Annotated in this window: 14 protein-coding genes; 5 read left to right on the top strand and 9 right to left on the bottom strand. The window is 70.2% G+C overall.

What is annotated here, in order from left to right; genetic code table 11:
* Window positions 1-72: 72 nt before the first annotated feature.
* From CNQ36_RS22760 to CNQ36_RS22750, 3 genes are read right to left on the bottom strand one after another with little or no spacing between them, the layout of a single operon-like run.
* Window positions 73-483, bottom strand: coding sequence for a RidA family protein (locus CNQ36_RS22760; protein ID WP_121547350.1), 411 nt, complete (start codon window positions 481-483; stop codon window positions 73-75).
* A complete protein-coding gene (locus CNQ36_RS22755) occupies window positions 480-1244 on the bottom strand; it encodes an IclR family transcriptional regulator (RefSeq protein ID WP_004926403.1) in 765 nt (254 codons plus the stop codon). The genes CNQ36_RS22760 and CNQ36_RS22755 overlap by 4 nt, the downstream gene beginning before the upstream one ends.
* Window positions 1241-2386: a sugar kinase gene (locus CNQ36_RS22750; protein ID WP_121547349.1), complete on the bottom strand. Its 1146-nt coding sequence runs from the start codon at window positions 2384-2386 to the stop codon at window positions 1241-1243. The genes CNQ36_RS22755 and CNQ36_RS22750 overlap by 4 nt, the downstream gene beginning before the upstream one ends.
* 131 nt (window positions 2387-2517) lie before the next feature.
* Between CNQ36_RS22750 and CNQ36_RS22745 the strand changes: the two genes are divergently transcribed.
* A complete protein-coding gene (locus CNQ36_RS22745; RefSeq protein WP_121547348.1) occupies window positions 2518-3783 on the top strand; it encodes an amino acid deaminase in 1266 nt (421 codons plus the stop codon).
* A 9-nt stretch (window positions 3784-3792) separates the two neighbouring features.
* Window positions 3793-5403 carry an N-acyl-D-amino-acid deacylase family protein gene (locus CNQ36_RS22740; protein WP_121547347.1) on the top strand — a complete coding sequence of 537 codons (1611 nt, stop codon included), beginning with the start codon at window positions 3793-3795 and terminating at the stop codon, window positions 5401-5403.
* A gap of 18 nt (window positions 5404-5421) precedes the next feature.
* Here CNQ36_RS22740 and CNQ36_RS22735 read toward each other — a convergent pair whose 3' ends face one another.
* Window positions 5422-6354, bottom strand: coding sequence for a S1 family peptidase (locus CNQ36_RS22735; protein WP_004926408.1), 933 nt, complete (start codon window positions 6352-6354; stop codon window positions 5422-5424).
* Between the two features lie 244 nt (window positions 6355-6598).
* On the bottom strand, window positions 6599-7378 hold the full coding sequence (locus CNQ36_RS22730) for a hypothetical protein (RefSeq protein WP_163013341.1): 780 nt from the start codon (window positions 7376-7378) through the stop codon (window positions 6599-6601).
* A 124-nt stretch (window positions 7379-7502) separates the two neighbouring features.
* Between CNQ36_RS22730 and CNQ36_RS22725 the strand changes: the two genes are divergently transcribed.
* Window positions 7503-8714: a pyridoxal phosphate-dependent aminotransferase gene (locus CNQ36_RS22725; protein WP_121547345.1), complete on the top strand. Its 1212-nt coding sequence runs from the start codon at window positions 7503-7505 to the stop codon at window positions 8712-8714.
* Between the two features lie 78 nt (window positions 8715-8792).
* A complete protein-coding gene (locus tag CNQ36_RS22720; RefSeq protein ID WP_121547344.1) occupies window positions 8793-9215 on the top strand; it encodes an SCO4983 family protein in 423 nt (140 codons plus the stop codon).
* Window positions 9216-9319: 104 nt separating this feature from the next.
* Here CNQ36_RS22720 and CNQ36_RS22715 read toward each other — a convergent pair whose 3' ends face one another.
* The 4 genes from CNQ36_RS22715 to CNQ36_RS22700 form a co-directional block, all read right to left on the bottom strand.
* Complete coding sequence (locus CNQ36_RS22715; protein WP_121547343.1) at window positions 9320-9499, bottom strand: hypothetical protein; 180 nt, start codon at window positions 9497-9499, stop codon at window positions 9320-9322.
* Window positions 9500-9551: 52 nt separating this feature from the next.
* Window positions 9552-11591 carry an NACHT domain-containing protein gene (locus CNQ36_RS22710; RefSeq protein ID WP_163013340.1) on the bottom strand — a complete coding sequence of 680 codons (2040 nt, stop codon included), beginning with the start codon at window positions 11589-11591 and terminating at the stop codon, window positions 9552-9554.
* A 140-nt stretch (window positions 11592-11731) separates the two neighbouring features.
* The gene (locus CNQ36_RS22705) at window positions 11732-13465 is read right to left on the bottom strand and encodes a TolB-like translocation protein (RefSeq protein WP_121547341.1); all 1734 of its coding nucleotides are present in this window, start codon (window positions 13463-13465) and stop codon (window positions 11732-11734) included.
* Between the two features lie 150 nt (window positions 13466-13615).
* Window positions 13616-13999: an MmpS family transport accessory protein gene (locus CNQ36_RS22700; protein ID WP_228313046.1), complete on the bottom strand. Its 384-nt coding sequence runs from the start codon at window positions 13997-13999 to the stop codon at window positions 13616-13618.
* 473 nt (window positions 14000-14472) lie between these two features.
* Here CNQ36_RS22700 and CNQ36_RS22695 point away from each other — a divergent pair, with 473 nt between their 5' ends.
* On the top strand, window positions 14473-23220 hold the full coding sequence (locus tag CNQ36_RS22695) for a golvesin C-terminal-like domain-containing protein (RefSeq protein WP_206278489.1): 8748 nt from the start codon (window positions 14473-14475) through the stop codon (window positions 23218-23220).
* Window positions 23221-23235 lie beyond the last annotated feature (15 nt).

Below are 23235 nucleotides of genomic sequence, written 5' to 3'. Positions count from 1 at the left end.
CACGGCGTCCCGGGGGTGGGGGATGCCGTGCCGTGAGGTCGTACGGCGGTGCGTGGGGGGAGGAGGCGCGGGTCAGCCGAGGACGGCGAGCGCGTCGATCTCGATGAGGAGGCCGGCGGGCAGACCGACGTAGACGGTCGTGCGGGCGGCGGGCGGCTGGGTGAGGCCCTGCTCCTCGAAGTAGGCGTTGTAGATGCCGTTCATCTCCGCGAAGTGGTCCACGTCGGTCAGGTAGACGCGGATCATCATCACGTCGTCCCAGCTCGCGCCGCCCTCCTCGAGGATCGCCTTGACGTTGGCGAGGGTCTGGAGGGTCTGCTCGCGCAGGGCCGGGCCGGCGGGCGTGGGCGGCTTGCCCTCCTCGGCGGGCAGGAAGCCGACCTGGCCGGCGACCTGGAGGATGTTGCCCTTGCGGACGCCGTGGGAGAACTTCGCGGGCGGGGTGGTGTGGGTGGAGGGGGTGAGCGCGATCTTCTCGGTCATGCGGGGGTGTCCTTCACTGGGGTTCTGCCGGAGTACTCGCCGCTGATCGCGTCCGCCGTACGGCGCACCAGCGGGAGCAGGGTGAGGAGTTCGTCGGCGGTGACGACGACGTTCGGCGCGGACACCGACATCGCGGCGACCACCCGGCCGTCGGCGCCGCGGATCGGCGCGGCGACGCAGTTGATGGACTCCTCGTGGCCGCCGAGGTCGGTGGCCCAGCCCTGTTCGCGCACCTTGGCCAGTTCCTGGAGGAACGCGGTGGCGTGGGGTGTCGAACGGGACGTGTACATGGGGTAGTCGAGCTTCTCCGCGAGGGCGCGGCGCTCGTACTCGGGGAGGTCGGCGAGCAGGAGCTTGGCGACGGCGGCGACGGTGATCGCCACCGGCTTGCCGATCCGCGAGTACATGCGGACCGGGTAGCGGCTCTCGACCTTGTCGATGTAGAGGACCTCGTTCTCCTCGTACACGGCTAGGTGGACGGTGTGTCCGCACTTCTCGTTGAGGCGCAGGAGGTGGGCGTGGGCGATCTCGCGGACGTCGAGGTTCTCCATCGCCTCCTGGGCGAGGGCGAAGAGGCGGGCGCCCAGGCGGTAGCGCTGGTCGGACTGGCGGTAGACCATGCCGTGCTCGTGGAGGGTGCGGAGGAGGCGCAGGGCGGTGGACTTGTGCACGCCGAGGCGGTCGGCGACCTGGCCGAGGTCGGCGGGGCCCTCCGCGAGGAGCGGGAGGATGCTCAGGGCGCGGTCTACGGTCTGGCTCATGGGGTGCGTGCCTCCTTCTCGGGCCCCTCGTGTTCATCGGCTCGTGTCCAGCCGGGGCCGAGTCGCAGTGTCCCCCACGCGGTGTCGTCGAGGGCGGCCAGGCGGTCGGCGTGGGCGCGGGCGGGGGGTGCGGCGAGGTCGCCGGGGGCGGTGAGGGCGGCTGCGGCGGTGAGGTGGCCGTGCCTCAGCCGGTCCCGGACCGGCAGGTCGCGCAGGGTGGCGGAGAGGAAGCCGGCGGCGAAGGCGTCGCCGGCGCCGGTTGTCGCGACGACGTCCACGTGCAGGGCGGGTTCGAAGGTGGCCGGTGCTGGTGCTGGGCGGGGGTTGGTCGCGCGGCCCGGCGCTTGCGGGGTGCCGTCCGCGCCCACCCGTGCCGCCCCAGCGGCACGACTGCCCGCGGAGTGGCGGAAGGCGACTGCGCCCCGTGCTCCTTGTTTGACCACCAGTGTTTGTGGTTCGGGGAGGGCTTGGCGGATTCGGGCGGGGCCGCCTGTGATGCCCCAGGCTTCCTCCGCCTCGTCCTCGCCCACGAAGACGAGGTCCGCGCCGCGTGCCAGGTCCAGCAGGACCTCGGGGCCGTGGGTGTCCCGCCACAGGCCCGGGCGGTGGTTCACGTCGAAGGAGATCAGGGGGCGGCCGGGGCGGGGGGCGGTCAGCTCGCGCAGCAGGTCCAGGCAGTCGGAGGAGAGCGCCGCCGTGATGCCGGACAGGTGCAGGACGCGTCCGGCCCGCAGGGCGTCCAGGTCGACGCCGGCCGGCGACATCGCGGAGGCCGCCGAGCCCGCGCGGTAGTACGCGACCTCGTGGGCGTCGGTGGAGCGGTCCCCGGCGGTGCGGAAGTAGATGCCGGTCGGGCGGCGCGGGTCGCGGCGGACGTGGGACACGTCGACGCCGTATCCGCCGATCGCCTCGACCAGGTGGTCGCCGAAGCCGTCGGCGCCGACCCTGCCGACCCACCGGGCGGTGTGCCCCGCCGCCGCGAGCACGCAGGCCACGTTGGACTCGGCGCCGCCGATGCCCCGGTCGAAGGAGGGGACGTCGGCGAGGCGGCCCGGCCGGGAGGGCAGGAACGTCACCATGGACTCGCCGAGCGCGACGACGTCCACGACGTCGGGGGCGTTGCGGGCTCCGGTGGCGGTCACGATGACGGGGCTCCTCGTCCGGTGGCGGGGCACGGTCCGTTGACCGCACGTGGCCGAGATGTTAGACAGCGGTAAGCGATATACGCAATGAGTGTTGCAAGAAATGCAACACAGCTGATCAGGAGGTTCCGATGGCCCTCGACGCTCTCACCCGCCTCGCCGAGGAACGGGTCGACCACCGCTTCAAGGGCCTCCCGCCGGACGCCGAGGGGCTGACCGTCGGCGAGCTCGCCGCCCAGCGCCGCAACCTCTTCACCGACGGCTTCACCACTCCCGTGCTCGCGCTCTCCGCAGAGCGGCTGGCGCACAACCTGAGGCTGATGGAGACGTACGCGGCCCGGCACGGGCTCGCCTTCGCGCCGCACGGCAAGACCTCCATGGCCCCGCAGCTCTTCCGGCGCCAGATCGAGCACGGCGCCTGGGGCATCACGCTCGCGGTTCCGCACCAGGTGCGGGTGGCGCGGGCGTACGGGATCCAGCGGGTGTTCCTCGCCAACGAGCTGGTGGACACGGCGGCCCTGAAGTGGGTCGCGGGCCGGCTGGACGCCGACCCCGGCTTCCGTTTCCTCTGCTACGTCGACTCCGTGCGCGGGGTCGAGCTGATGGACGAGGCGCTGAGCGGCGCCTCGCGCCCGGTCGACGTAGTCGTCGAGCTCGCCGCCGGCGAGGGCGCCCGTACCGGGGTGCGGACGGAGGCGGAGTGCGCCGCCGTCGCCGACGCCGTGGCGGGTGCGCGGACGCTGCGGCTGGCCGGGGTCGCCGGGTACGAGGGCGAGGTGCCGCGGGCCGACCCGGAGCGGGTGCGGTCCTGGCTGCGCCGGCTGGTGGCGCTCGCCGTGGACTTCGACAGGGCGGGGCGGTTCGCGGGGCTCGACGAGATCGTGGTGAGCGCGGGCGGCAGCGCCTGGTTCGACGCGGTGGCGGACGTGTTCGCCGGGATCCCGGAGCTCTCCTCCCCCGTGCTGAAGCTGCTGCGCTCGGGGGCGTACGTCTCGCACGACGACGGCCACTACCGCGAGCTGACCCCCTTCAACCGGGTCCCCGAGGAGGGCGCGCTGGAGCCGGCGTTCCGGCTCTGGACGCAGGTGGTGTCCCGGCCCTCCCCCGAGCAGGCGTTCACCAACGCGGGCAAGCGGGACGCGGCCTACGACCTGGATCTGCCGGTCGCCCAGGTGGTGCGCCGGGACGGCGGCGAGCGCCCGGCCGACGGGATCTCGGTGACAGGACTGTCCGACCAGCACGCGTGGCTGCGCACCGACGCCGAGGCCCGTCTGGAGGTCGGCGACTGGGTGGGGCTGGGTCTGTCCCACCCCTGCACCTCGTTCGACAAATGGGTGCTCATCCCCGTGGCGGAGGCCGACGGCACGGTGGTCGACTACATCCGTACGTTCTTCTAGGAGGCCGGGATGGAAGAGCTGGTCATCCGGGACGCGGACGTCGTGGACGGCTCCGGCGACCACGCGTACCGCGCGGACGTCGTGGTGGACGGCGGCCGCATCACCGGCATCGTGAAGGAGGCGGCGGACGCGGGCTGTCAGCGCCCGAGGGCCCGCCGCGAACTGGACGCCGAGGGGCTGGTGCTGGCCCCCGGCTTCATCGACATGCACGCCCACAGCGATCTGGCGCTGCTGCGCGACCCCGACCACGGCGCCAAGGCCGCGCAGGGCGTCACCCTCGAAGTCCTCGGCCAGGACGGGCTGTCGTACGCCCCGGTCGACGACCGCACGCTGGGTGAGGTGCGGCGGGCGATCGCCGGCTGGAACGGCCCGGGTGACGACATCGACTTCGACTGGCGGTCGGTGGGCGAGTACCTGGACCGGCTCGACCGGGGCATCGCGGTCAACGCCGCCTATCTGATCCCGCAGGGCACGGTCCGCGCGCTCGCCGTGGGCTGGGAGGACCGGGAGGCCACGCCCGAAGAGCTGGACCGGATGCGGCGGTTGGTCGCCGAGGGCATGGAGCAGGGCGCCGTCGGCATGTCGTCGGGGCTGACCTACACGCCCGGGATGTACGCCAAGGACGCCGAACTGACCGAACTGTGCCGGGTGGTGGCGTCCTACGGCGGCTACTACTGCCCGCACCACCGCTCCTACGGCGCGGGCGCGCTGGAGGCGTACGAGGAGATGGTGGCGCTGACGCGGGAGGCGGGCTGCCCGCTGCACCTGGCGCACGCCACGATGAACTTCGGCGTCAACAAGGGCCGCGCGCCAGAGCTGTTGACCCTCCTGGACGAGGCCCTGGACGCGGGCGCCGACATCAGCCTCGACACCTACCCCTACACCCCCGGCTGCACCACCCTCGTGGCGCTGCTGCCGAGCTGGGCGAGCGAGGGCGGACCCGAGGAGACCCTGCGGCGGCTCTCGGACGAGGGGACGGCCGAGCGGATCCGGCACCATCTGGAGGTCACCGGTTCGGACGGCTGCCACGGCGTGCCCGTGGAGTGGGAGACCATCGAGATCTCGGGCGTCGGCGATCCGGCGCTGGACGGGTACGTGGGCCGTACGGTGCTGGAGTCGGCGCGGGCGCGCGGTGAGACCCCCTGGGCGGTCGCGCGGGAGCTGCTCCTGAAGGACAGGCTCGCCCCGACGATCCTCCAGCACGTGGGGCACGAGGAGAACGTCCGGGCGATCATGCGGCACCGGGTGCACACCGGCGGCTCGGACGGCATCCTCCAGGGCGCCAAGCCGCACCCGCGCGCGTACGGCACGTTCCCGCAGTATCTGGGCCGGTACGTGCGGGAGCTGGGGGTGCTGTCGCTGGAGGAGTGCGTCGCGCACCTGACCTCGCGGCCGGCCGCGCGGCTGCGGCTGCCGGACCGGGGGCTGATCCGTGAGGGCTACAAGGCGGACCTGGTGCTCTTCGACCCGGAGACCGTCGCCGCCGGCTCCACCTTCGAGGAGCCCCGGACGCTTCCGACGGGCATACCGCACGTGCTGGTCGACGGGCGGTTCGTCATCGAGGACGGGCGGCGCACGGACGTACTGGCGGGACGGGCGGTCCGCAGGTCTCCCCGCTGACCGCCCGCCGCCGGCCGGCTACGGCTTGGGGACGGCGCAGCCGCTCGCACTCAGGTCGAGCCTGTTGTCCGCGCCGAAGCAGGCGGGGAACAGATACGTCTGCTGGGCGTAGTTGATGCCCTTGCGGACCGTGACCTGCCCGTTCGCGTCGACCTCGCACGGGTTGTTGACCGTGCAGCGCTCGCCGTCCGTGTTGCCGGTGTTGTTGACGGCGACCACCTGGCCGGTGGCGGCGTCGACGACCGGTGAACCGGAGGTGCCGCCGATGGTGTTGCAGGCGGAGGTGTAACGGACCGAGTCCTTCCAGGTCCAGTCGCCCTCCTTCATGCGGTACGCGAATCCGTCGATGGAGCAGTTGTAGATCCGCTTCCAGTAGCCGGACACCACGCTGATGGAGGTGCCGGCCGCCGGACGGGTGCCGCTCAGCTTCAGCGCGTCGATGCCGTACGCGCTCTTGATCTGCGCGTACGTCGTGCCCAGCCGGTAGATCGCCGCGTCCGTGTCGGTCATGGTCGCGTAGACGAGCCGGTCGGCGCGCAGGGTGGCGACCTTGGAGCCGGAGGAGTTCAGCAGTCCGAAGGTGCGGCTGGACGCCCGGTCGACGAGGACCTGGCCGGGCGCGGGGAAGCCGCTCTCCAGGCAGTGGCCGTTGGTGAGCACGAGCGCCGGGTCGTCGTCCGCCGAGCCGGGCATGCGGACGACGGAACCGGAGCAGTTGCTGAGCGAGACGGCGCCGGCGAAGTTCACCGCGCCCTCCCGGGGCGCGGTGAGCCCGGACAGGGTGTCCGCCGCGGTCCCGACCGTGCTGTTGACGACATCCGTCAACGTGGTCGGGACCGCGCCCGCAGCCGTATCCGCGCCCGTGGGGGAAGGCGCGGAGGCGACCGCGGGAGTCGCGCCCGCCCCGGCGAAGGCCAGGGCGCAGAGCGCGACGACGAGAGGTTTTCTCATGGGGGTCCCCTCTTGCGACGTCGGGTGACCGGACGTCGTCCGGTCACCCATAGATTTGTCATGTGCATTCTCGACACGTGAACGGCGAGGGGACAAGGACTTGTTTCCGGCCGGTAGCTTCGTCGCGCGATCAGGTTCCCCCGAGGCGGCGGGCGCGGGGGCGGCGGGCGTGAGGAGAGTCGGTGTGGAGGTTATGAAGGGGGCGGACCAGGGAGGGGACGGGCGGAGCGGAGGGGGCGGGCGGCTACTTGGGCCGCTTCGGCCCCTGCCCCCTCCCCGGCCGGTCGCCGGAGTCACCCGGCCAGGAATCGCCCGGTCCCGTGGTGGCCGAGGGCGCCACCGGCGAGGCGTCGGGTGCGGACGTGGTGCCGGCCGACGGCCCGGTCGACGCCCCGCCGGCCGGAGCCCCTTCGCCCTTCCGGTCCTCGCCCGCGGCGCTCGCGCGCGGAGAGCCCGGACCGGTCGGGGCGCCGTCGTCGGCGGCCGGCTCCCCGGCGGGCGAGGACCCGTCCGGCTCCGGCTCCGTCCGCGCTCCGGACTCCCCGGCCGACGGGAGCGTACGGCCGCCCTTGCCGTCGGGGGCGCCGGAGGGCGAGCCCGAGAAGGCGAATCCCGCGATCAGCGCCGCCACCGACGCCGCGCCCACCGCTCCGGCGACCGCCACGGCGCGGCGCGAACGCGGGGTGACGGCGCGGCGGCGGCCGCGGCGGCCCGAACCGTGGCGCGCGCCGGACCGGCCGCCCGCACGCCCCGCGCCGCCCGCCGCCGCCCCGTCACCCTCCGCGGGACCGGGCACGCCGGGGTGCGGCCCGCCATCCTCCGGCGTGGCGGGCGCGTCCCACTCCCCCACCGGCTGCAGTTCGCGCGTCTCGTCGTACGCGTTCTGCCAGCCGTGGGCGCTCGCCGGGTCGACGTACGCGTCGTACGCCGGGGGCGGGGTGTTCTGGGGGAGGTACACGGTCGGCGGACCCTGAGGCTCCGGCGTGCCGTTCCCCCCATCGGCGTACCGAGGAGACGTGGACATGGCGGCGCATTGTAGGGAAACGAGGCACTCCAGGGACAGTGAGCGGACAAAACACCCGAACCGGAGCGTCTCACGTGGCGGAAGACACGGCCCGAACGGCCATAACGGGCCGTAAGCTCCCAGCATGCAGGTGATCCAGTCGACCAAGCTCGCCAACGTCTGTTACGAGATCCGGGGCCCGGTGCTCGAGGAGGCGATGCGGCTGGAAGCGGCCGGTCACCGCATCCTCAAGCTGAACACCGGCAACCCGGCGGCGTTCGGCTTCGAGTGCCCGCCCGAGATCCTGGAGGACATCCTCCGCAACGTGTCGACGGCCCACGGCTACGGCGACGCGAAGGGCCTGCTGGCCGCGCGCCGGGCGGTGGTCATGCACAACCAGACCCTCGGCATCGAGACCGACGTCGAGCACGTCTTCATCGGCAACGGCGTCTCCGAGCTGATCGTGATGGCGATGCAGGGCCTGCTGGACGACGGCGACGAGGTGCTCGTCCCCGCGCCCGACTACCCGCTGTGGACGGCGGCCGTCTCGCTCTCCGGCGGCACGGCGGTGCACTACCGCTGCGACGAGCAGTCCGACTGGATGCCGGACCTCGCCGACATCGAGCGCAAGGTCACCGACCGCACCAAGGCGATCGTCATCATCAACCCGAACAACCCGACCGGCGCGGTCTACGACGAGGCGGTCCTCAAGGGCCTGACCGACATCGCCCGCCGCCACAACCTGCTGGTCTGCTCCGACGAGATCTACGACAAGATCCTCTACGACGACGCGGTGCACGTCCCCACCGCCTCCGTCGCCCCCGACCTGCTCACCCTCACCTTCAACGGCATGTCGAAGGCGTACCGGGTGGCCGGCTACCGGGTGGGCTGGATGTCGATCTCGGGCCCGCGCGCCCACGCCGACTCCTACATCGAGGGCCTGACGGTCCTGGCGAACATGCGCCTGTGCGCGAACATGCCGGGGCAGCACGGGGTGGTCGCGGCGCTCAGCGGGCGCCAGACGATCAACGACCTGGTGCTGCCGGGCGGACGGCTGCGTGAGCAGCGGGACACGGCGTACGAGCTGCTGACGCAGATCCCGGGTGTGAGCTGCGTGAAGCCGAAGGGGGCGCTGTACCTCTTCCCGCGCCTCGACCCCGAGGTCTTCAAGATCAGGGACGACCGGCGGATGGTGCTGGACCTACTGCGCCGCGAGAAGATCATGGTCGTCCAGGGCACCGGCTTCAACTGGCCGGAACAGGATCACTTCCGGGTGGTGACACTGCCGTCGGTCACCGATCTGCGGGACGCGGTCGGGCGGATCGCGCGCTTCCTCGACGGTTACGGCCAGCCCTGAGGTCTCCCTGGAACCCGGGTCAACTTTAGACGGAATCCAAGCTAGGATGGTTTCCTGTTAGTTCCCAGGAGGCCATCCATGTACGAACCGATCCGTGGCAAGTCGGTCCACAGCACGATGGCCGGCACCCCCCACGACTTCCCCCACCGTTCCCGTGAGGAAGAGCTGGACATCCAGCTCGCGGGTCACCTCGCCGCGCTGCTCACCGTCACCGACGAGCTGCGCGTGGCGGCCCCCTCGGCCGATCTGGACACCGCGGCCGAGCGGCTCGCCTGCGAGATAGCCCGCCTGCGGGGAGGACGTACGCCGGCCCGCGCGTCGGCGACCACGACCGGCCGCGCGCCCAGCGCGACGGCCCTGCACCGGCGGGCGCACGCGCTCGCCGGCCGCGCCCTGGTCGTCGCCGCCTCCCGCGCCGACACAACGGTGGCGATCCTCGCCGCCGAGCGGATGGACGCCCACTCCGCGGCCACCGCGCCGCGCCCGCTCGCGTCCCGCTGAGCCCCCCCGGGCTCCCCTCGAACGGCCCCGGTCCGCGTGCACCCGCAGCGACGCGCGGACCGGGAGCCACGGCCCTCCCGTGCTCGTCTCTCCGCGGTCCGTGCTCAGCCGAGGAGCACGGTGATGATCACGAAGAGCAGGATCACCGCGAGGATGATCGCCCACACGGGCCAGTTCCCGCGGCCTCCCGGATCGTCCGGGCCGCCACCGCGCGGACGGTCCTCCTCCAGATACGGGTTCTCCGGCCGGTCACGCGAGTAGAAGTCGTCATCACCGTCGGCCATGGCGCGCCTCCCTCCTACGCCGGGGCCTCCGAGTACCCGTGTCCGGAGCCGTTTACCCGGAGTGCCCCGGCGCCGGCCGGGCCCGGGCGGCCAGCCACTCCTGCAGTTCACGGTGGCGGAACTGGTAGGCGAAGCCCTCGACGCGCATGATGCCCGCTTCGACGCACCAGTCGAGGAAGCCGCCGAGCCCCGCGGGCAGCCGGCGGCCCGCGGCGTACTTGAAGAGGACGTAGCGGCGCCAGGCCCGCGCCGCGACGGTGAACGCGGGCAGGACGGTGAGGACCGCGCCGTAGGCGAAGCCGAGGACGCTCTCCGTCCACTGGGCGATCAGCGAGCCGACCCACAGCGAGGTGACGGCGGCCCAGAAGAAGGCGTACCGCAGCTCCGCGCGCAGCGGGTCGCGCGGATCGGTCAGGGTGGCCTGCGGGTGGTCGCCCGTGCTCCAGACCGCCTGCGAGGTCACGAACGACAGGACGTTACCGACCAGGACCAACGCGAAAAGCGAGGGACTGAGGCCCCGGTCCGTCAGGAACAGCACCCAGCCGATCACGTACATCACGTTCAGGCCGATCAGCTTCGGCTGACCCAGCAGCCGCCAGTCGAGGTGGCGCGGGACGGGCTGCCGCCCGGTGCTCTCCAGGGCCACGGGCAGCACCGCCTGCAGCACGAACAGCAGGCCGACGACGGCGAGGAGCTGCGCGTACGGGAGGCTCTCCCAGGGCGTGACGCCGAGCCACTCGGCCAGGGTGATCGAGAGAACGAACGGCAGGATCAGCAGCGCGAGTTCGGTGTACCGCATCCCGGAGTCGCGCTCCATCCGCCACAGCCGGTGCAGCACCAGATCCGTGTCGGAGACCACCTCGTCACGGGCGCGCGGGGCGCCGTCGTCCGACCCGTCCGGGCGGTGGTCGTCCCGCAGATGCCCGGCCAGGGTGGTCAGCCACTCCTCGACCTTGGCGGGGTCCCGCCGGCGTCCGGCCCCCGGCTGCCGGTTGTACGTCGACGCGGCGGCGTGGGTGTAGAGGCCGAGCAGGTGGTCCGGTACCGCGTCCAGCGGCATCGCCAGCAGCGCGTCGGGTTGGCGCAGCGGGCGGTAGTCGTCTTCGTCGCGCTCGGTGTACGCCGTGGTCAGCAGCGCCATCCGCCACGGGGTGTCGAGGACCCGGGCCAGCCCCCGCGGGGTGCCGGTCCAGGTGAGGGCCTCGGCGAGCCGTCGCCATTCAGGCAGCCACTGCCCCGTCTCGTCCCGGCAGCTCCTGCCCAGGAACGCGAGCTGCTGGTCGCTGGAGAGCCGCTGGAGGGTGACGACGGTGGCGTGTTCGAGCCTCTCCTTCGACTTCAGGGCGTTGTAGCGGTCCCTCCGGCAGACCACCACGAGCGGCGCCCGGCCCGTCCGGCCGTCGTACTCGCGGTTGAGCCGTCGCAGGGCCTTCAGCGCCCGGGTCTTCGAGGGCGGCACGCCGGGCGGGTCCATCTCGTCGAGGCCGTCGAGGATGGGCAGGACGTGACGGTCTTCGAGGAGCCGGCGCGCCACGGCCTTGGAACGGACCAGGCCGCTCTCCTTCAGATAACCGGACAGCCAGTCGACAAGCGTGAGTTCGGTGTTCCAGGTGGACAGCGGGATGCGCACGGGCACCGGGTCGCCGTCCTTCCAGACGTCCATCAGGTGGGCCATCAGCTGGGTCGCGGCGACCGTCTTCCCGGAGCCCGGGCCGCCGAGGACGACCAGGCGGTCCTCGCACCGTGCCGAGGTGAAGTAGTCGCCCAGCGGATCCGACACCGTCGTCCCGGGATCGGCGGAGTCCTTGAAGCCGACGGGGATCACGTTGTCGGAGCCCGGGAAGTAGCCGCGCGGGGCGGCCATGAGACGCCGGTCCACCTGGTTCTTGAAGTCGGTCAAATGCCGTGCGGTGTCCGACCGCTCGGCCCTGACCGTGATGCCTGTCTGGTACAGCGCGAGCCCGACGGCCGACGCGCCGAGCGCGGTCGCGAGGATGTCGGCCAGCGGGCTGTCGCGCAGCGGCGCGGTGTCCCGGAAGACGAAGAGTCCGGCCGCACCCGCCAGGAAGAGCAGGGCCAGAACACCCCACATGGAACCGCGGTACGCCCCCCGTATTGTCCTCATGCTTCATGAAGTGTGCTGATGCATGGGGGACTTGGCAACGCGGGAGGTAGGCGGAGCGCCGCGGTGCGCCGGCCCGGTGTCCCGGGCCGGCGCGGGTCCTCTCAGGGTCAGCGGGTGACGTGCACCGTCGCCGACGCCGTGGCGCCCTCGTGCAGGTCGTCGCCGGGCCAGCTGACCGTGTAGGTCGTGTCCCGGCGGGTGCGCGGCAGGTCGTCGATCGTGAACGTGCCGTCCGCGGCGACGGTCACCGACGACAGGGTGCCGGTACCGAGCCGGTCGGTGCGCTGCACCTTCAGCGTGGCCCGCTCGGGCAGCGCCCTGCCCTGCGCGGTGAACGTGCCGGTGAGCTGCACACCGGTGCTCATCGACGCCTCGGCCGGGGCGGTCAGCGCGATCGCGGAGGCCGCCTTGCCGACGTTCACCGTGCGGGTGACGTCGGTGGCCGGACGGTGGGTGAGGTCGCCGAGGAACGACACGGTGTACGTGGCCTCGCCGACCTGGTCCGGCTCGTCGAGCACGGTGAAGGTGCCGTCCGCCTTGACGGTCGCCGTGCCGATCTCGTGCGTGCCGTTCGCGTCGGTGCGGGTCGCCGTCACCTTCAGCGGTGCGGCAGGCGCCGGGCCGTCGAGCTCCAGCCTGCCGCGCACCGCCAGCGCCTCGCCGGCGACCGCCTGGGCGGGGCTCTGGGTGAGGCCGTCGGTGAAGCGGGTGTCGTACTGGACGGCGGGCGGCTGGACGACGTGCAGCCAGTACTGGTTGCCGGCGGTGTTCGTGGTGACCGCGAACAGCCGGGAGCCGTCGGCGGACCACTCGAGACCGCGCGGCGCCACCCGGTCGCCGTCGAGGCTGCCCTCGAAGGCGAACTCCAGCGGGGCGGTCGCGTCGCCCGGGTCGGCGGGCGAGAGCAGCAGGTCGGGCGTCGCGCCGGTGGCCGAGGCGCCGCGTGCGAGGTACTTGCCGTCACCGCTGTAGGCGACGGCGGACGCGGAGGCGCCGGACGGCAGCGCCGGGTAGCCGGTCGGGGCGTCGGACAGGTCGGCGCCGTCGAGCAGCCGGGTGCCGGCGGCCGCGTCGGCGACGGCGACCCTGCTGCCGTCCGGGGAGAACGCCAGGTCCTTGAGGTTGAGGGCGCCCTTGCCGTCGGCGTCGGCGAAACGGCGGCCGGCGGTGCGCACCAGGGTCTGGCCGCTCGCGTCGTACACCGCGACGAACGGGTCGGCGGCCCGGGTGTTGGGCGGCTGGCCCATCAGCAGCCGGTCCCCCGGACCGGCCTCCAGCTGGAGCCTGCCGTAGTCCTGCCAGCCGGTGACCTGGGCGGTGTTGTCGGTGTGGTACGAGTTCAGGTGGGTGAGCGAGGACTCGCACTCGGACACGTAGTTCGTGTACGACGAGGTGTAGTACACCGTGCCGCCCGCCATGGCCAGGCTGCGCCCACAGGTGTCCGCGGACAGGGACAGACCGCCCTGCGGCTGGTGGGTGGCGGTGTCGTACTTCAGCATGCCCTCGCGTCCGCCGACGTAGAGCGTGGTCGCGTCGGCGTCGAGCGCGAGGCCGGAGACGTGGCGCTGGGTGCTGATGGTGGTGACCCGCTCGCCGGAGAAGTCGTAGACGGCGACGAGCCCCTTGTTGTCGTAGGAGCCCAGGTTGCTGTCGGCGACGTACACGCGCTGGTGCGCGGAGTCGACCGCGAGCGCCGAGAACGAGGAGATCGGCAGCTTGGCCACGACGTCGCCGGCCGCCGCGTGCGCGGCGGGCGCCGCGGCGACGGTCAGACCGCCGCCGGCCAGGGCGGAGGCCAGCAGTGTGGCCGCGAGACGTCTCGATCGTCGTGCTGTATTCAACTGTGCCCCCCACAGGCTGTGTCGGCGACCGTCTGGACGGCCGCACCCCGCCTACGAAACGGGGGAACAGCCGTTCGGTCGTGCAAGATCGAGAGCGTACTCCGGCCCCTTCCGCGACACGGCATGTTTCCGGCGGCGTGGCGACGCCGCTCAGCCGCCGTCGGAGAGTTGCCCGGCCGCGCAGGTGGCGCGCCCGAACTCACCCGCCGCCGTAGCGCTTTGCAGGTGCTTGCCGCGGACCGCGAGGGTGCAGGCGGCCTGTCCGCCCTTCTCGCCGAGGACGACGGCCACGGTGGGAGCCTGGCCCAACGGCACCTGGACGGTCCGCTTCCATGGCAGTTCGGCGTCCCGGATGACGGTGGCCGCGCCGTCCGTGTCCCGGCCGAGGTAGGAGATCTCGGCCGGTCCGTCGCCGGTGACCTCGTAGGTCACGGCGGCGGTCCGCGTCGCCGGCGGTTCCGGCTCGTCCTCCGTGTCCAGCAGTCCATAGCCGACGAGACCGCCGCAGGCGAGCAGCAGGACGGCGGCGATCACCAACCCGGCCCGACCGCCTCCGCCGTCTCCGCCGACTGCGCCGACTGCGCCGCCGTCATTCTCGACTTCCGCCGCATTCGTGTTCTCCGGCGCATTCGCGTTCTCCGGCGCCGCGGATTCTTCCGCGAATTCCTTGGGTGACATGAAATGTTCTCGACTTTCTTTGCTTCGTTTCCGGTCCTTGCGGGACAGACCTGCGCGTGAACCGGGCGGTTATACACCATGCGGAGCGGGCCGCGCGAGCGATAAGACAAAAGAGGGCGTACCGACTGCGTTTCCGCGCTTCAACGTCCCTATATGTCCGTTCGCTTGACAGCACGTCAGCCGCCTGGTCAATAATCCCGCCGCTGCGCCCCGCGACCGGTGTTTCACCTGTTCGCGAGGGTGCCGCACAGCTATGCACCAAGCCGTCCGGAACTCTCCGCGACGGCTCGTTCGGCGCGCCCGTTTCGCGTTCGGCGGGAGGGCCGCCGATGTCGAAAGGTATGCAGGTGAAGGTGCCGTACAGGAGATATCTCTCCTGTCTGGTGGTCGCGGCGATTGCGGGAACGCTCTTGCCGCAGGTCGCTTACGCGGCCCCACCGTCGGAGCCCGGAAAGGGCGAGGACAAGGGGTTTTTCGATACGGTCTCCGATTGGCTCGGGGATGACGAGGGAGAAGACCCGAAGCCGCCGTCGTACGGCGACCGGCCAGTGGCCGACCGGCAGAAACTGGCCAAGGGGAAAGCCGAGCCGAAGGCGAAGCGGGTCAAGGAGCTGACCTCTCGCCGCACGCCGTCGGCCCGCTTCTGGCAGCTGTCCGACGGCCGGGTCGAGGCGGAGCTGACGGCCGCCCCGACCTCCTACAGGGACCCGGCGTCGAAGAAGTGGGAGGCGATCGACACCCGGGTGGCAGGCACGAAGGCCAAGGGCTTCGTCTTCGCCAACAAGACCAACACCGGGCGCAGTTGGTTCGGTTCGGATCCGGACCGGCTGTTGCGCTTCGAGACGGCCGAGGGGGGTCGGTCGGTCACCCTCGGCCTGGAGGGGGCGCGCGGCTCGCTGAAGCCGGAGGCCGAGGGCGACACGGTCACCTACAAGGACGCGGTCGGCGGCGCGGACCTGTCCTACGAGGTAGGTCCGGGCCGGGTGAAGGAGGACATCACCCTGGCCGAGCGGCCGGCCGGGCCGGTGACGTACACGTTCACCCTGGACACCGAGGGTCTGACGCCGAAGGCGCGAAAGGACGGCTCGATCGCGTTCTTCGGTGAGCTGCCGAACACGCCGGTGCTGGTGATACCGGCCCCGTACATGACGGACGCGAAGAAGTCGGCGTCGTCGCCGTACGGGTACGAGTACAGCGCCGATGTCACGCAGAAGCTCGTCCGTGACGGTGACGGCTGGAAGCTGACGGTCACGCCGGACGCGAAGTGGCTGGCGGCGAAGGACCGGCAGTATCCGGTCGTGATCGACCCGACGATCACGATCGCTCCGTCGCCGGCGGGTTCGCAGGACACCATGGTCCTGTCGGACCAGCCGGGCGTGAACTTCAACTCGTCCTGGAAGCTGGCGGTGGGCAAGACCTCCGCCACTGCCCAGGCGCGTTCGCTGCTGAAGTTCCCGCTGGACGAGATCCCGGCCGGGGTGAAGGTCGACGGCGCCCGGCTGGGCGTCTACTTCGACCAGTCGCACACCACCAACGGCAACAACGTCACGATCGAGGTGCACCGCGCGACCGGTCCGTGGACCGAGGCGGAAGCCAACTGGTCGAACACGTCCGACTTGGTCGGCGAGCTGTCCGGCACGAGCGTGCAGGTCGACGACGGGGACGCGGGCACCACGGCCGCGACCGGCTCCTGGCCCACGTCCGGCTCGACGCTGACGCAGTACGCGATCGGACAGGACTACCGCTACAACAAGGACGCGGTCGCCGGCGACAAGTACACCTGGCAGCCGAAGGTCACCGACACCGCGACCTACCGCGTGGACGTGCACTACGTCGCGGCCACCGACCGGGCGACGAACGCCCCGTACACGGTGACGCACCGGGACGGCTCGCAGACGTTCACCGTCGACCAGTCCGCCGGCACCAACGGTGTGTGGACGTCGCTGAACGACGGCGGACAGCTGCCGTTCACCAAGGGCACGGTCGGCAGGATCGTCCTCGGCGACGGTCCGGCGTCGACCTCGACCGCGGTGCTCGCGGACGCCGTGCGCCTGGTGAACCCGGCCCAGATCGTGAAGAACACGGGCGAGTACAACCAGTGGCACGAGTTCCCGGTCGCCGACACGGTGCAGAAGTGGGTGAGCGGCACCGCCGTCAACCACGGCTTCGTGCTGGCGGCGAAGGACGAGTCGTCCACCGGTCCGCTCGGCGGCCCCCGCTACGAGGCCGGTGACGGCAACTACGGCGGCGAGACCTCCGGCATCCCCCGCCTGACAGTGACCTACGGCAAGGTGGGCACGGCACTGAACTCCCCGACCGTGGTGCACTCCACGGGCCCGGAGCTGTCCTGGAAGGCGTACACCAACACCACCGGTGACACCGGCCAGGACATCGCGGAGTACCAGCTGCACCGCTCCACGCAGCAGGCCTTCACGCCGTCCGAGGCGACCCTGATCGCGCCGATCAGCTCGTCGGCCACCACGTACACGGACACCACCGCGGTACCGACGCCGGACTCGAGTTCGAGCGAGATCGGGAAGTCGTACTACTACCAGATCGCGGTGAAGACGCAGAGCGGGGAACTGCTCGGGTCGCCGACGCGCGTCGTCGGCATCCCGAAGGCCGGCCGGACGATGAAGATCATCCAGGGCAGCCAGGGCGGCGTCACCGACACCACCCTCTCCTCCGCGCAGCCGTCCACCAACCAGGACACCATCCAGTCCTGGGACGTGGGCCAGAAGTGGCTGAGCGTCGGCAACAACTCCGGCACCTACGGCAAGACCCGCGCGGTGCTGAAGTTCCCCACCACCGGTATCCCGTCGACCGCCACGGTGATCAACAACCGGATGTTCCTGTGGGGTGCGGAGACCACCACCGACACCGACGGGGCGCTCTACGAACTCCACGCGCTGACGCGGGACTTCACCGAGACCCAGGCCACGTGGAACAACGCCTCATCCACCACCGCCTGGAGCAGCGCGGGCGGTGACATGTCCGCCGCCGTCTCCAGCACGGTCGGCCAGGTGGCGGACGTCGGCCGCCGCGAGTGGGACGCCACCAGCCTGATGCAGGGCTGGATCGACGCCCCCGCCGGCAACAAGGGCGTCGCCGTCAAGCTGAAGGACGAGTCGTCCACCGGCCCGCAGGAGCGCACCCTGTTCCTGTCCGCCGAGGCCGCCGACCCGCAGCTGCGCCCGTACATGCAGGTCATCTACGTCGACTCCACCACGGAGGACACGTACTACGCCCCGCAGACTCCCTCCCGGATGACCCCGAACACCACCTACACGGTGGACTTCACGGTCACCAACACCACCTCCGCCAAGTGGGCGGCGGGCGAGCGGGAGCTGTCCTACACGTGGAAGCTCCCCGACGGCACGGACGTCACCACCGGGGGCAACCAGCTCGCCACCCCGATCCCGGAACTGCTGCCCGGCAAGTCGGCCACCATCCAGGCGAAGGTCGCCACACCGGTCAACTCGGACTCCGGCAACAAGCGCGGCGAGTACGTGCTCGGCTGGGACGTCCGCAAGACCGCCGACGGCAGCTGGCTGTCGGCCGGCACGAACGGCATCCCGTCGCTGAAGCAGAGCGTGGCGGTCGAGGACCCCACCTCCAACCAGCTCGGCCTGGAGAAGTTCTACTCCTACACCGGCAAGAACACCGGCGCCGGCGCGACGGTGATGAACAACCTGTCCTCCGGCAACAGCGTCTGGTCCTACAACGCGTTCACCAACCCGGGACGCGGCCTGACGACGTTCGCGCGCTTCTCCTACAACTCACTCGACACCAGTGACACGGTCTCGGGCGCGGGCTGGTCGGCGCAGCTGGCGGGCCCCATCCGCCTGGGCGCACCGCTGGACTTCCACCCCAACCCCAACCCGACCGAGGTCCGCCTGCCGGACGGCGACGGCACCACACACGTCTTCCACAAGCAGGCCGACGGCACCTTCAAGGCCCCGGCGGGCGTCCACTACCGGCTGTCGATGAAGGACGGCCTGGACTGCAAGCCCAACAAGGACCCGGTCCCGGACGCCTGGACCATGCTGCGCCCGGACGGCACCCGCTTCCTGTTCGGCTGCGACGGCTATCTGACCTCGGTGGTCGACAAGAACGGCAACACGCAGACGTACACGTACGAGGAACGCAAGTCCAACAACAAGCCGACCAAGTTCCTCAAGTACATCACCGACCCCGCGGGCCGGAAGTCGCTGAGCGTCGGCTACTACCTCAAGGGTGACGCGACGTACTCATACGTCGACGACAGCGGCGCCCTGGTCTCGGACACCAACCTCACCAACTCCAAGATCTACGACCACGTGGCGTCCATGACGGACATCTCGGGCCGCAAGATCTCCTTCTACTACACCGAGAAGGGCCTGCTCGGCCGCATGGTCGACGGTGCCGGCTCCGACCAGCCGAAGACCTTCAAGTTCACCTACGACGCCACCCAGGGCAACAAGAACGTCAAGCTGGTCACCGCCACCGACCCGCGCGGCAACGACACCGACCTGGCGTACTACGCCCCGCAGAGCGGTGACGACCCGAAGTACCACTGGTGGACGAAGACCGTCACCGACCGCCTCGGCGGGAACACGGGCTTCACCTACGCGGCGAACACCGCGAACCCCAAGTTCACGGACACCACCGTGACGGACGCCGAGTCCCACGCGACGAAGTACGTCACCGACGACTACGGCCGCCCCGTCCAGACCACCAACGCCAAGTCCCAGACCGCCAAGATGAGCTGGGACGCGGACAACAACGTCACCTACCTGGAGGAGGCCAACGGAGCGAAGACCGCGTACTGCTACGACCAGAAGACCGGCAACCCGCTCTGGTCGCGTGACGCGGAGAACAACAAGGCGGGCGTGCCCGACCAGGCGACCGCGTGTGTGACGGACACCTCCAAGTGGCCGGCCGACGCGGCGACGTACGAGTACCAGACCCGCGCCGACGGCTACGCCGCCGACCTGTGGCGCAAGACCTCACCCGAGGGCCGCGCCTGGCAGTTCGGCTACGACGACTTCGGCAACCTGAAGACGGTCACCGACCCCAAGGGCGTCGCGACGGCGACGGCGGGCGACTACACGACGTCGTACGAGTACAACTCCCACGGACAGCTCACCAAGGCAGTCGACGCCAACGGCAACCCGACGACCAACAGCGAGTTCGGCCCCACCGGCTACCCGGCGACGATCACGGACGCATTGGGCGCGTCGGCGACGTTCGTCTACGACGAACGCGGCCAGGTCCGCGAGGTCACCGACGCCCTGGGCAAGAAGACCACGCAGACGTACGACACGTTCGGCCGACCGCTGGTCAGCACGGTGCCGAAGGACCAGGCGGCAGGTGAGCTGATCACCACTCCGGCGCCCGTGTACGACGCCAACGACAATGTCACCACGTCCATGGCGCCCAACGGCGCGGTGTCTACAGCGGTGTACGACGCTGCGGACCAGATCACCTCGGCCACCGCGCCGAAGGACACCCCGACCGGTCCTGAGAAGAGGACGACCTACACCTACGACAAGACCGGTCACCTGAAGACGACCACGGAGCCCAAGGGCACTGCTACCACCGCAGTTCCCGACGACTACGTCACCACCAACACCTACAACGAGATCTACCAGTTGTCCTCCGTGGTCAATGCCGCAAAGGACAAGCTGTCCTACGAATACGACAACGTCGGCAACGTCACCACCGTCATCGACCCGAAGAAGAACGCGACCGCCGACCCGGCCGACTTCACAGTCAAAACGGCCTACGACCTCAACCACCGGGCCACGGTCACCACGGACGCGGCCGGCCAGACCACGAAGCAGTCCTACGACAAGGACTCGCTGGTCGTCTCCACGACGGACGCCGAGAACAACACCACCACGGTCAGCTACGACGAGCGGGGCAAGCAGACCGAGGTCAAGGTTCCGCACGACGGTACCGGCCCGATCACGTACCGCACGACCCGGTACGAGTACGACCAGGTCGGCAACACCACCAAGGTGATCACCCCGCGGGCCGTCGAGGCCGGGACGACCACGGCGTTCACCGCGCGTACCGAGTACGACGCGCTGAACCGCCCGGTCAAGCAGTTCCAGCCGTACGACCCGGCGGACACCCGTTACAACAGCCCGAACGTCTACACCCAGACTACTTACGACAAGGTGGGCCGGGTCACCAAGACCTCGCTGCCACCGTCGGAGGGCCAGACGGTTCGCAACGACTCCACCGTCGACTACTTCGACAACGGGTGGATCAAGTCGTCGACCGACCCGTGGGACATCACCACCACCTACGGCTACAACGAGCTGGGACAGCAGACAGCCAGGACCCTGAGCTCGGCGGGCGGCTCCCTCAAGCGCACGATGGGCTGGACGTACTACCCGAACGGCAAACTGAAGTCCAAGACCGACGACGGTGTGCCGGTGGGCAGCGCCGTCCCGCTCGTCGACAACTCCGACACCCAGAACACCAGTTCCATCGGCACCTGGACCAAGGGCAGCGTCGCCGGACAGCAGGGCTACGACCACCAGGTGCACGCCTCAGGAACCGGGTCGGACGCGTTCACCTGGACGCTGAACATCCCCAGGGACGGCACCTACACCGCCTACGTCAAATTCCCGCAGGTCACCGGCGCTACGACGACGGCGAAGTACACGGTCACGCACGCAGGCGGGAGCACGGACAAGACCGTCAGCCAGGCCACCGGGGCCGGCACCTGGGTCCCGCTCGGCACGTACACCTTCACGCAGGGCAACGCGTCCAAGCTCCAGTTGTTCCAGAGCAGCGGCGGCGCCGTCGTGGCCGACGGAGTCAAGCTGGTGCGCGACAACTCCGGCGACGCGGACACGGAGAAGCACACCTTCACCTACGCCTACGACGTCAACGGCAACCTGACGTCGATCGACGACACCTCGTCCGGGACGCAGGTCGACGCGTACACAGTCGCCTACACGGGCTTGAACCAGGTCCAGAAGATCACCGAGGCGCTGGCGGGTGAGGAGAAGACCTCCACCACCTACACCTACGACGCCAACAGTCAGCCCGAGACGGTCACCCACCCCGACCAGTACTCCGCGTACACCTACGACCTGCGTGAGCTGGTCAAGACGGTCTCTGTCGGCAAGAGCGCGAGCGACACCTCGCCGAAGGTGACGTCGTACACCTACACGGACCGCGGCCAGGTGCGGCAGGAGACGAAGGCCAACAACAACACCGTCGACTACACCTATTACCTCGACGGCGTGCTGCGGACCCAGGAGGAGAAGAAGCCGAACGGCACTCTCGTCTCGTCGCACACCTACGCCTACGACGCCAACGGCAACAAGGCGCAGGACGTGGCGAAGAAGATGAACGCCGACAACCACGCGGCCTATCTCGACTCCACCACCAACTACACCTATGACCCGGTCGATCGGCTGTCCGAGTCGGTCAAGACCGGCAACGGCGCCGCCACCGAGACGTACGTTCACGACGACAACGCCAACGTCATCAACCAGACGGTGAAGGACACGTCCACGACCTTCACCTACGACCGTAACCGGCTGCTGACCTCCACCACTTCGGGGGCCACGTCCACCTTCAACTACGACCCGTTCGGCCGCCAGGAATCCGTCACCAGCGGCGGTCGCATCGTCTCGCGGAGCATCTACGACGGCTTCGACCACGTCATCGAGTCCCAGACGAGGGACGGCGACGGCGCGATGAAGTCCACCACCTACACCTTCGACCCGCTCGACCGCACCGTATCCAAGACCGCCGACGGCAAGACGTCCCAGTTCAACTACCTGGGCCTGTCCGATGAGGTGCTGACCGAGGAGGTCGCCGGTCAGCTGACGAAGTCGTACCAGTACAGCCCGTGGGGCGTGCGCCTGTCGCAGGTCAAGCACAACACGGACGGTACGACGGAGGACGGCTACTACGGCTACAACAGCCACACCGACGTCGAGACCCTGACGGACAAGAACGGCGACACGAAGGCCACCTACGGCTACACCGCCTACGGTTCGGACGACACATCCGAGTTCACCGGCATCGACAAGCCCGACGCCGCCGATCCCACCAAGGAGGAGTACAACCCCTACCGCTACAACTCCAAGCGCTGGGACGCCCAATCGGGAACCTACGACATGGGATTCCGCGACTACGACCCGGGCCTCAACCGCTTCACCACCCGGGACATGTACAACGGCGCCCTCGCCGACATGGGGCTCGGCACCGACCCCTTCACCGGCAACCGTTACGCCTTCACCGGTGGTAACCCCACCAGCAGCGTGGAGGTCGACGGCCACTTCTTCTTCCTGCTCGCCGCGATACCGGTGGCCGAGGCGACCGTTGCCCTGGTGGGCGCAACCGTCGTCACGGCAGGTGTGGTGACGGTGGCCTCGGAAGTGGCAGACAGGGCCGACGACGACTCGTCCGGGTCCGACGAGCCGGAGCCGGCACCCAAGCCCAATCCCAAGCCCAATCCCAAGCCGCGGTCGACGGACAACAGCTCCAGCAGCTGCGGCTGGGTCGAACACGGGGCCCTGGACAAGAAGAACGGCAACCGTGCCACCTACATGACGTCCTGCCTCAACAAGGCGACGCTGAAGAAGGGCACGAAGACGGACCCCAGCGTCTTCGCGCCGCCGGGATACCGGTGGGCGCAGAGGACCGCCGCCCACCTGGGGGCCAAACCGGTGCGAGAGAACATCAACGCGTGCCACCTCCTCGCCAATCAGTTGGGCGGGTCCGGTACCGACCCGCACAACCTCGCCACATGTGCACGTGGGGCCAATGCCAAGCAGATTGGGTCCCGGCAGGGTGACAAGAACATGGCCTATTACGAGGAGAAGGTCATGAACGCCGTCAACGCGAACCTGGACGTCTACTACACGGTGCGGCCGAGCTACAGTGGCCGCAGGACGGTACCCACCGGGTTCCACATGAGTGCTTACGGCATCGACCCCGAAACCGGGGCTCTGCAGACCGTGGTCGCGCCCACATTCGTGTCCAACGATCTCAGGGGACGAAACCTCGGTTCGTTCGTGGACCACAACACAGGTCGTCAGGTACCTGTCGGGGGGATGCCGTGATGCGCACCCTGAGGA

Source organism: Streptomyces fungicidicus, from assembly GCF_003665435.1.
GTDB lineage: Bacteria > Actinomycetota > Actinomycetes > Streptomycetales > Streptomycetaceae > Streptomyces > Streptomyces fungicidicus.
Note: the sequence above shows the minus strand (reverse complement) of the source record. Positions and strands in the feature narration are given on the sequence as shown.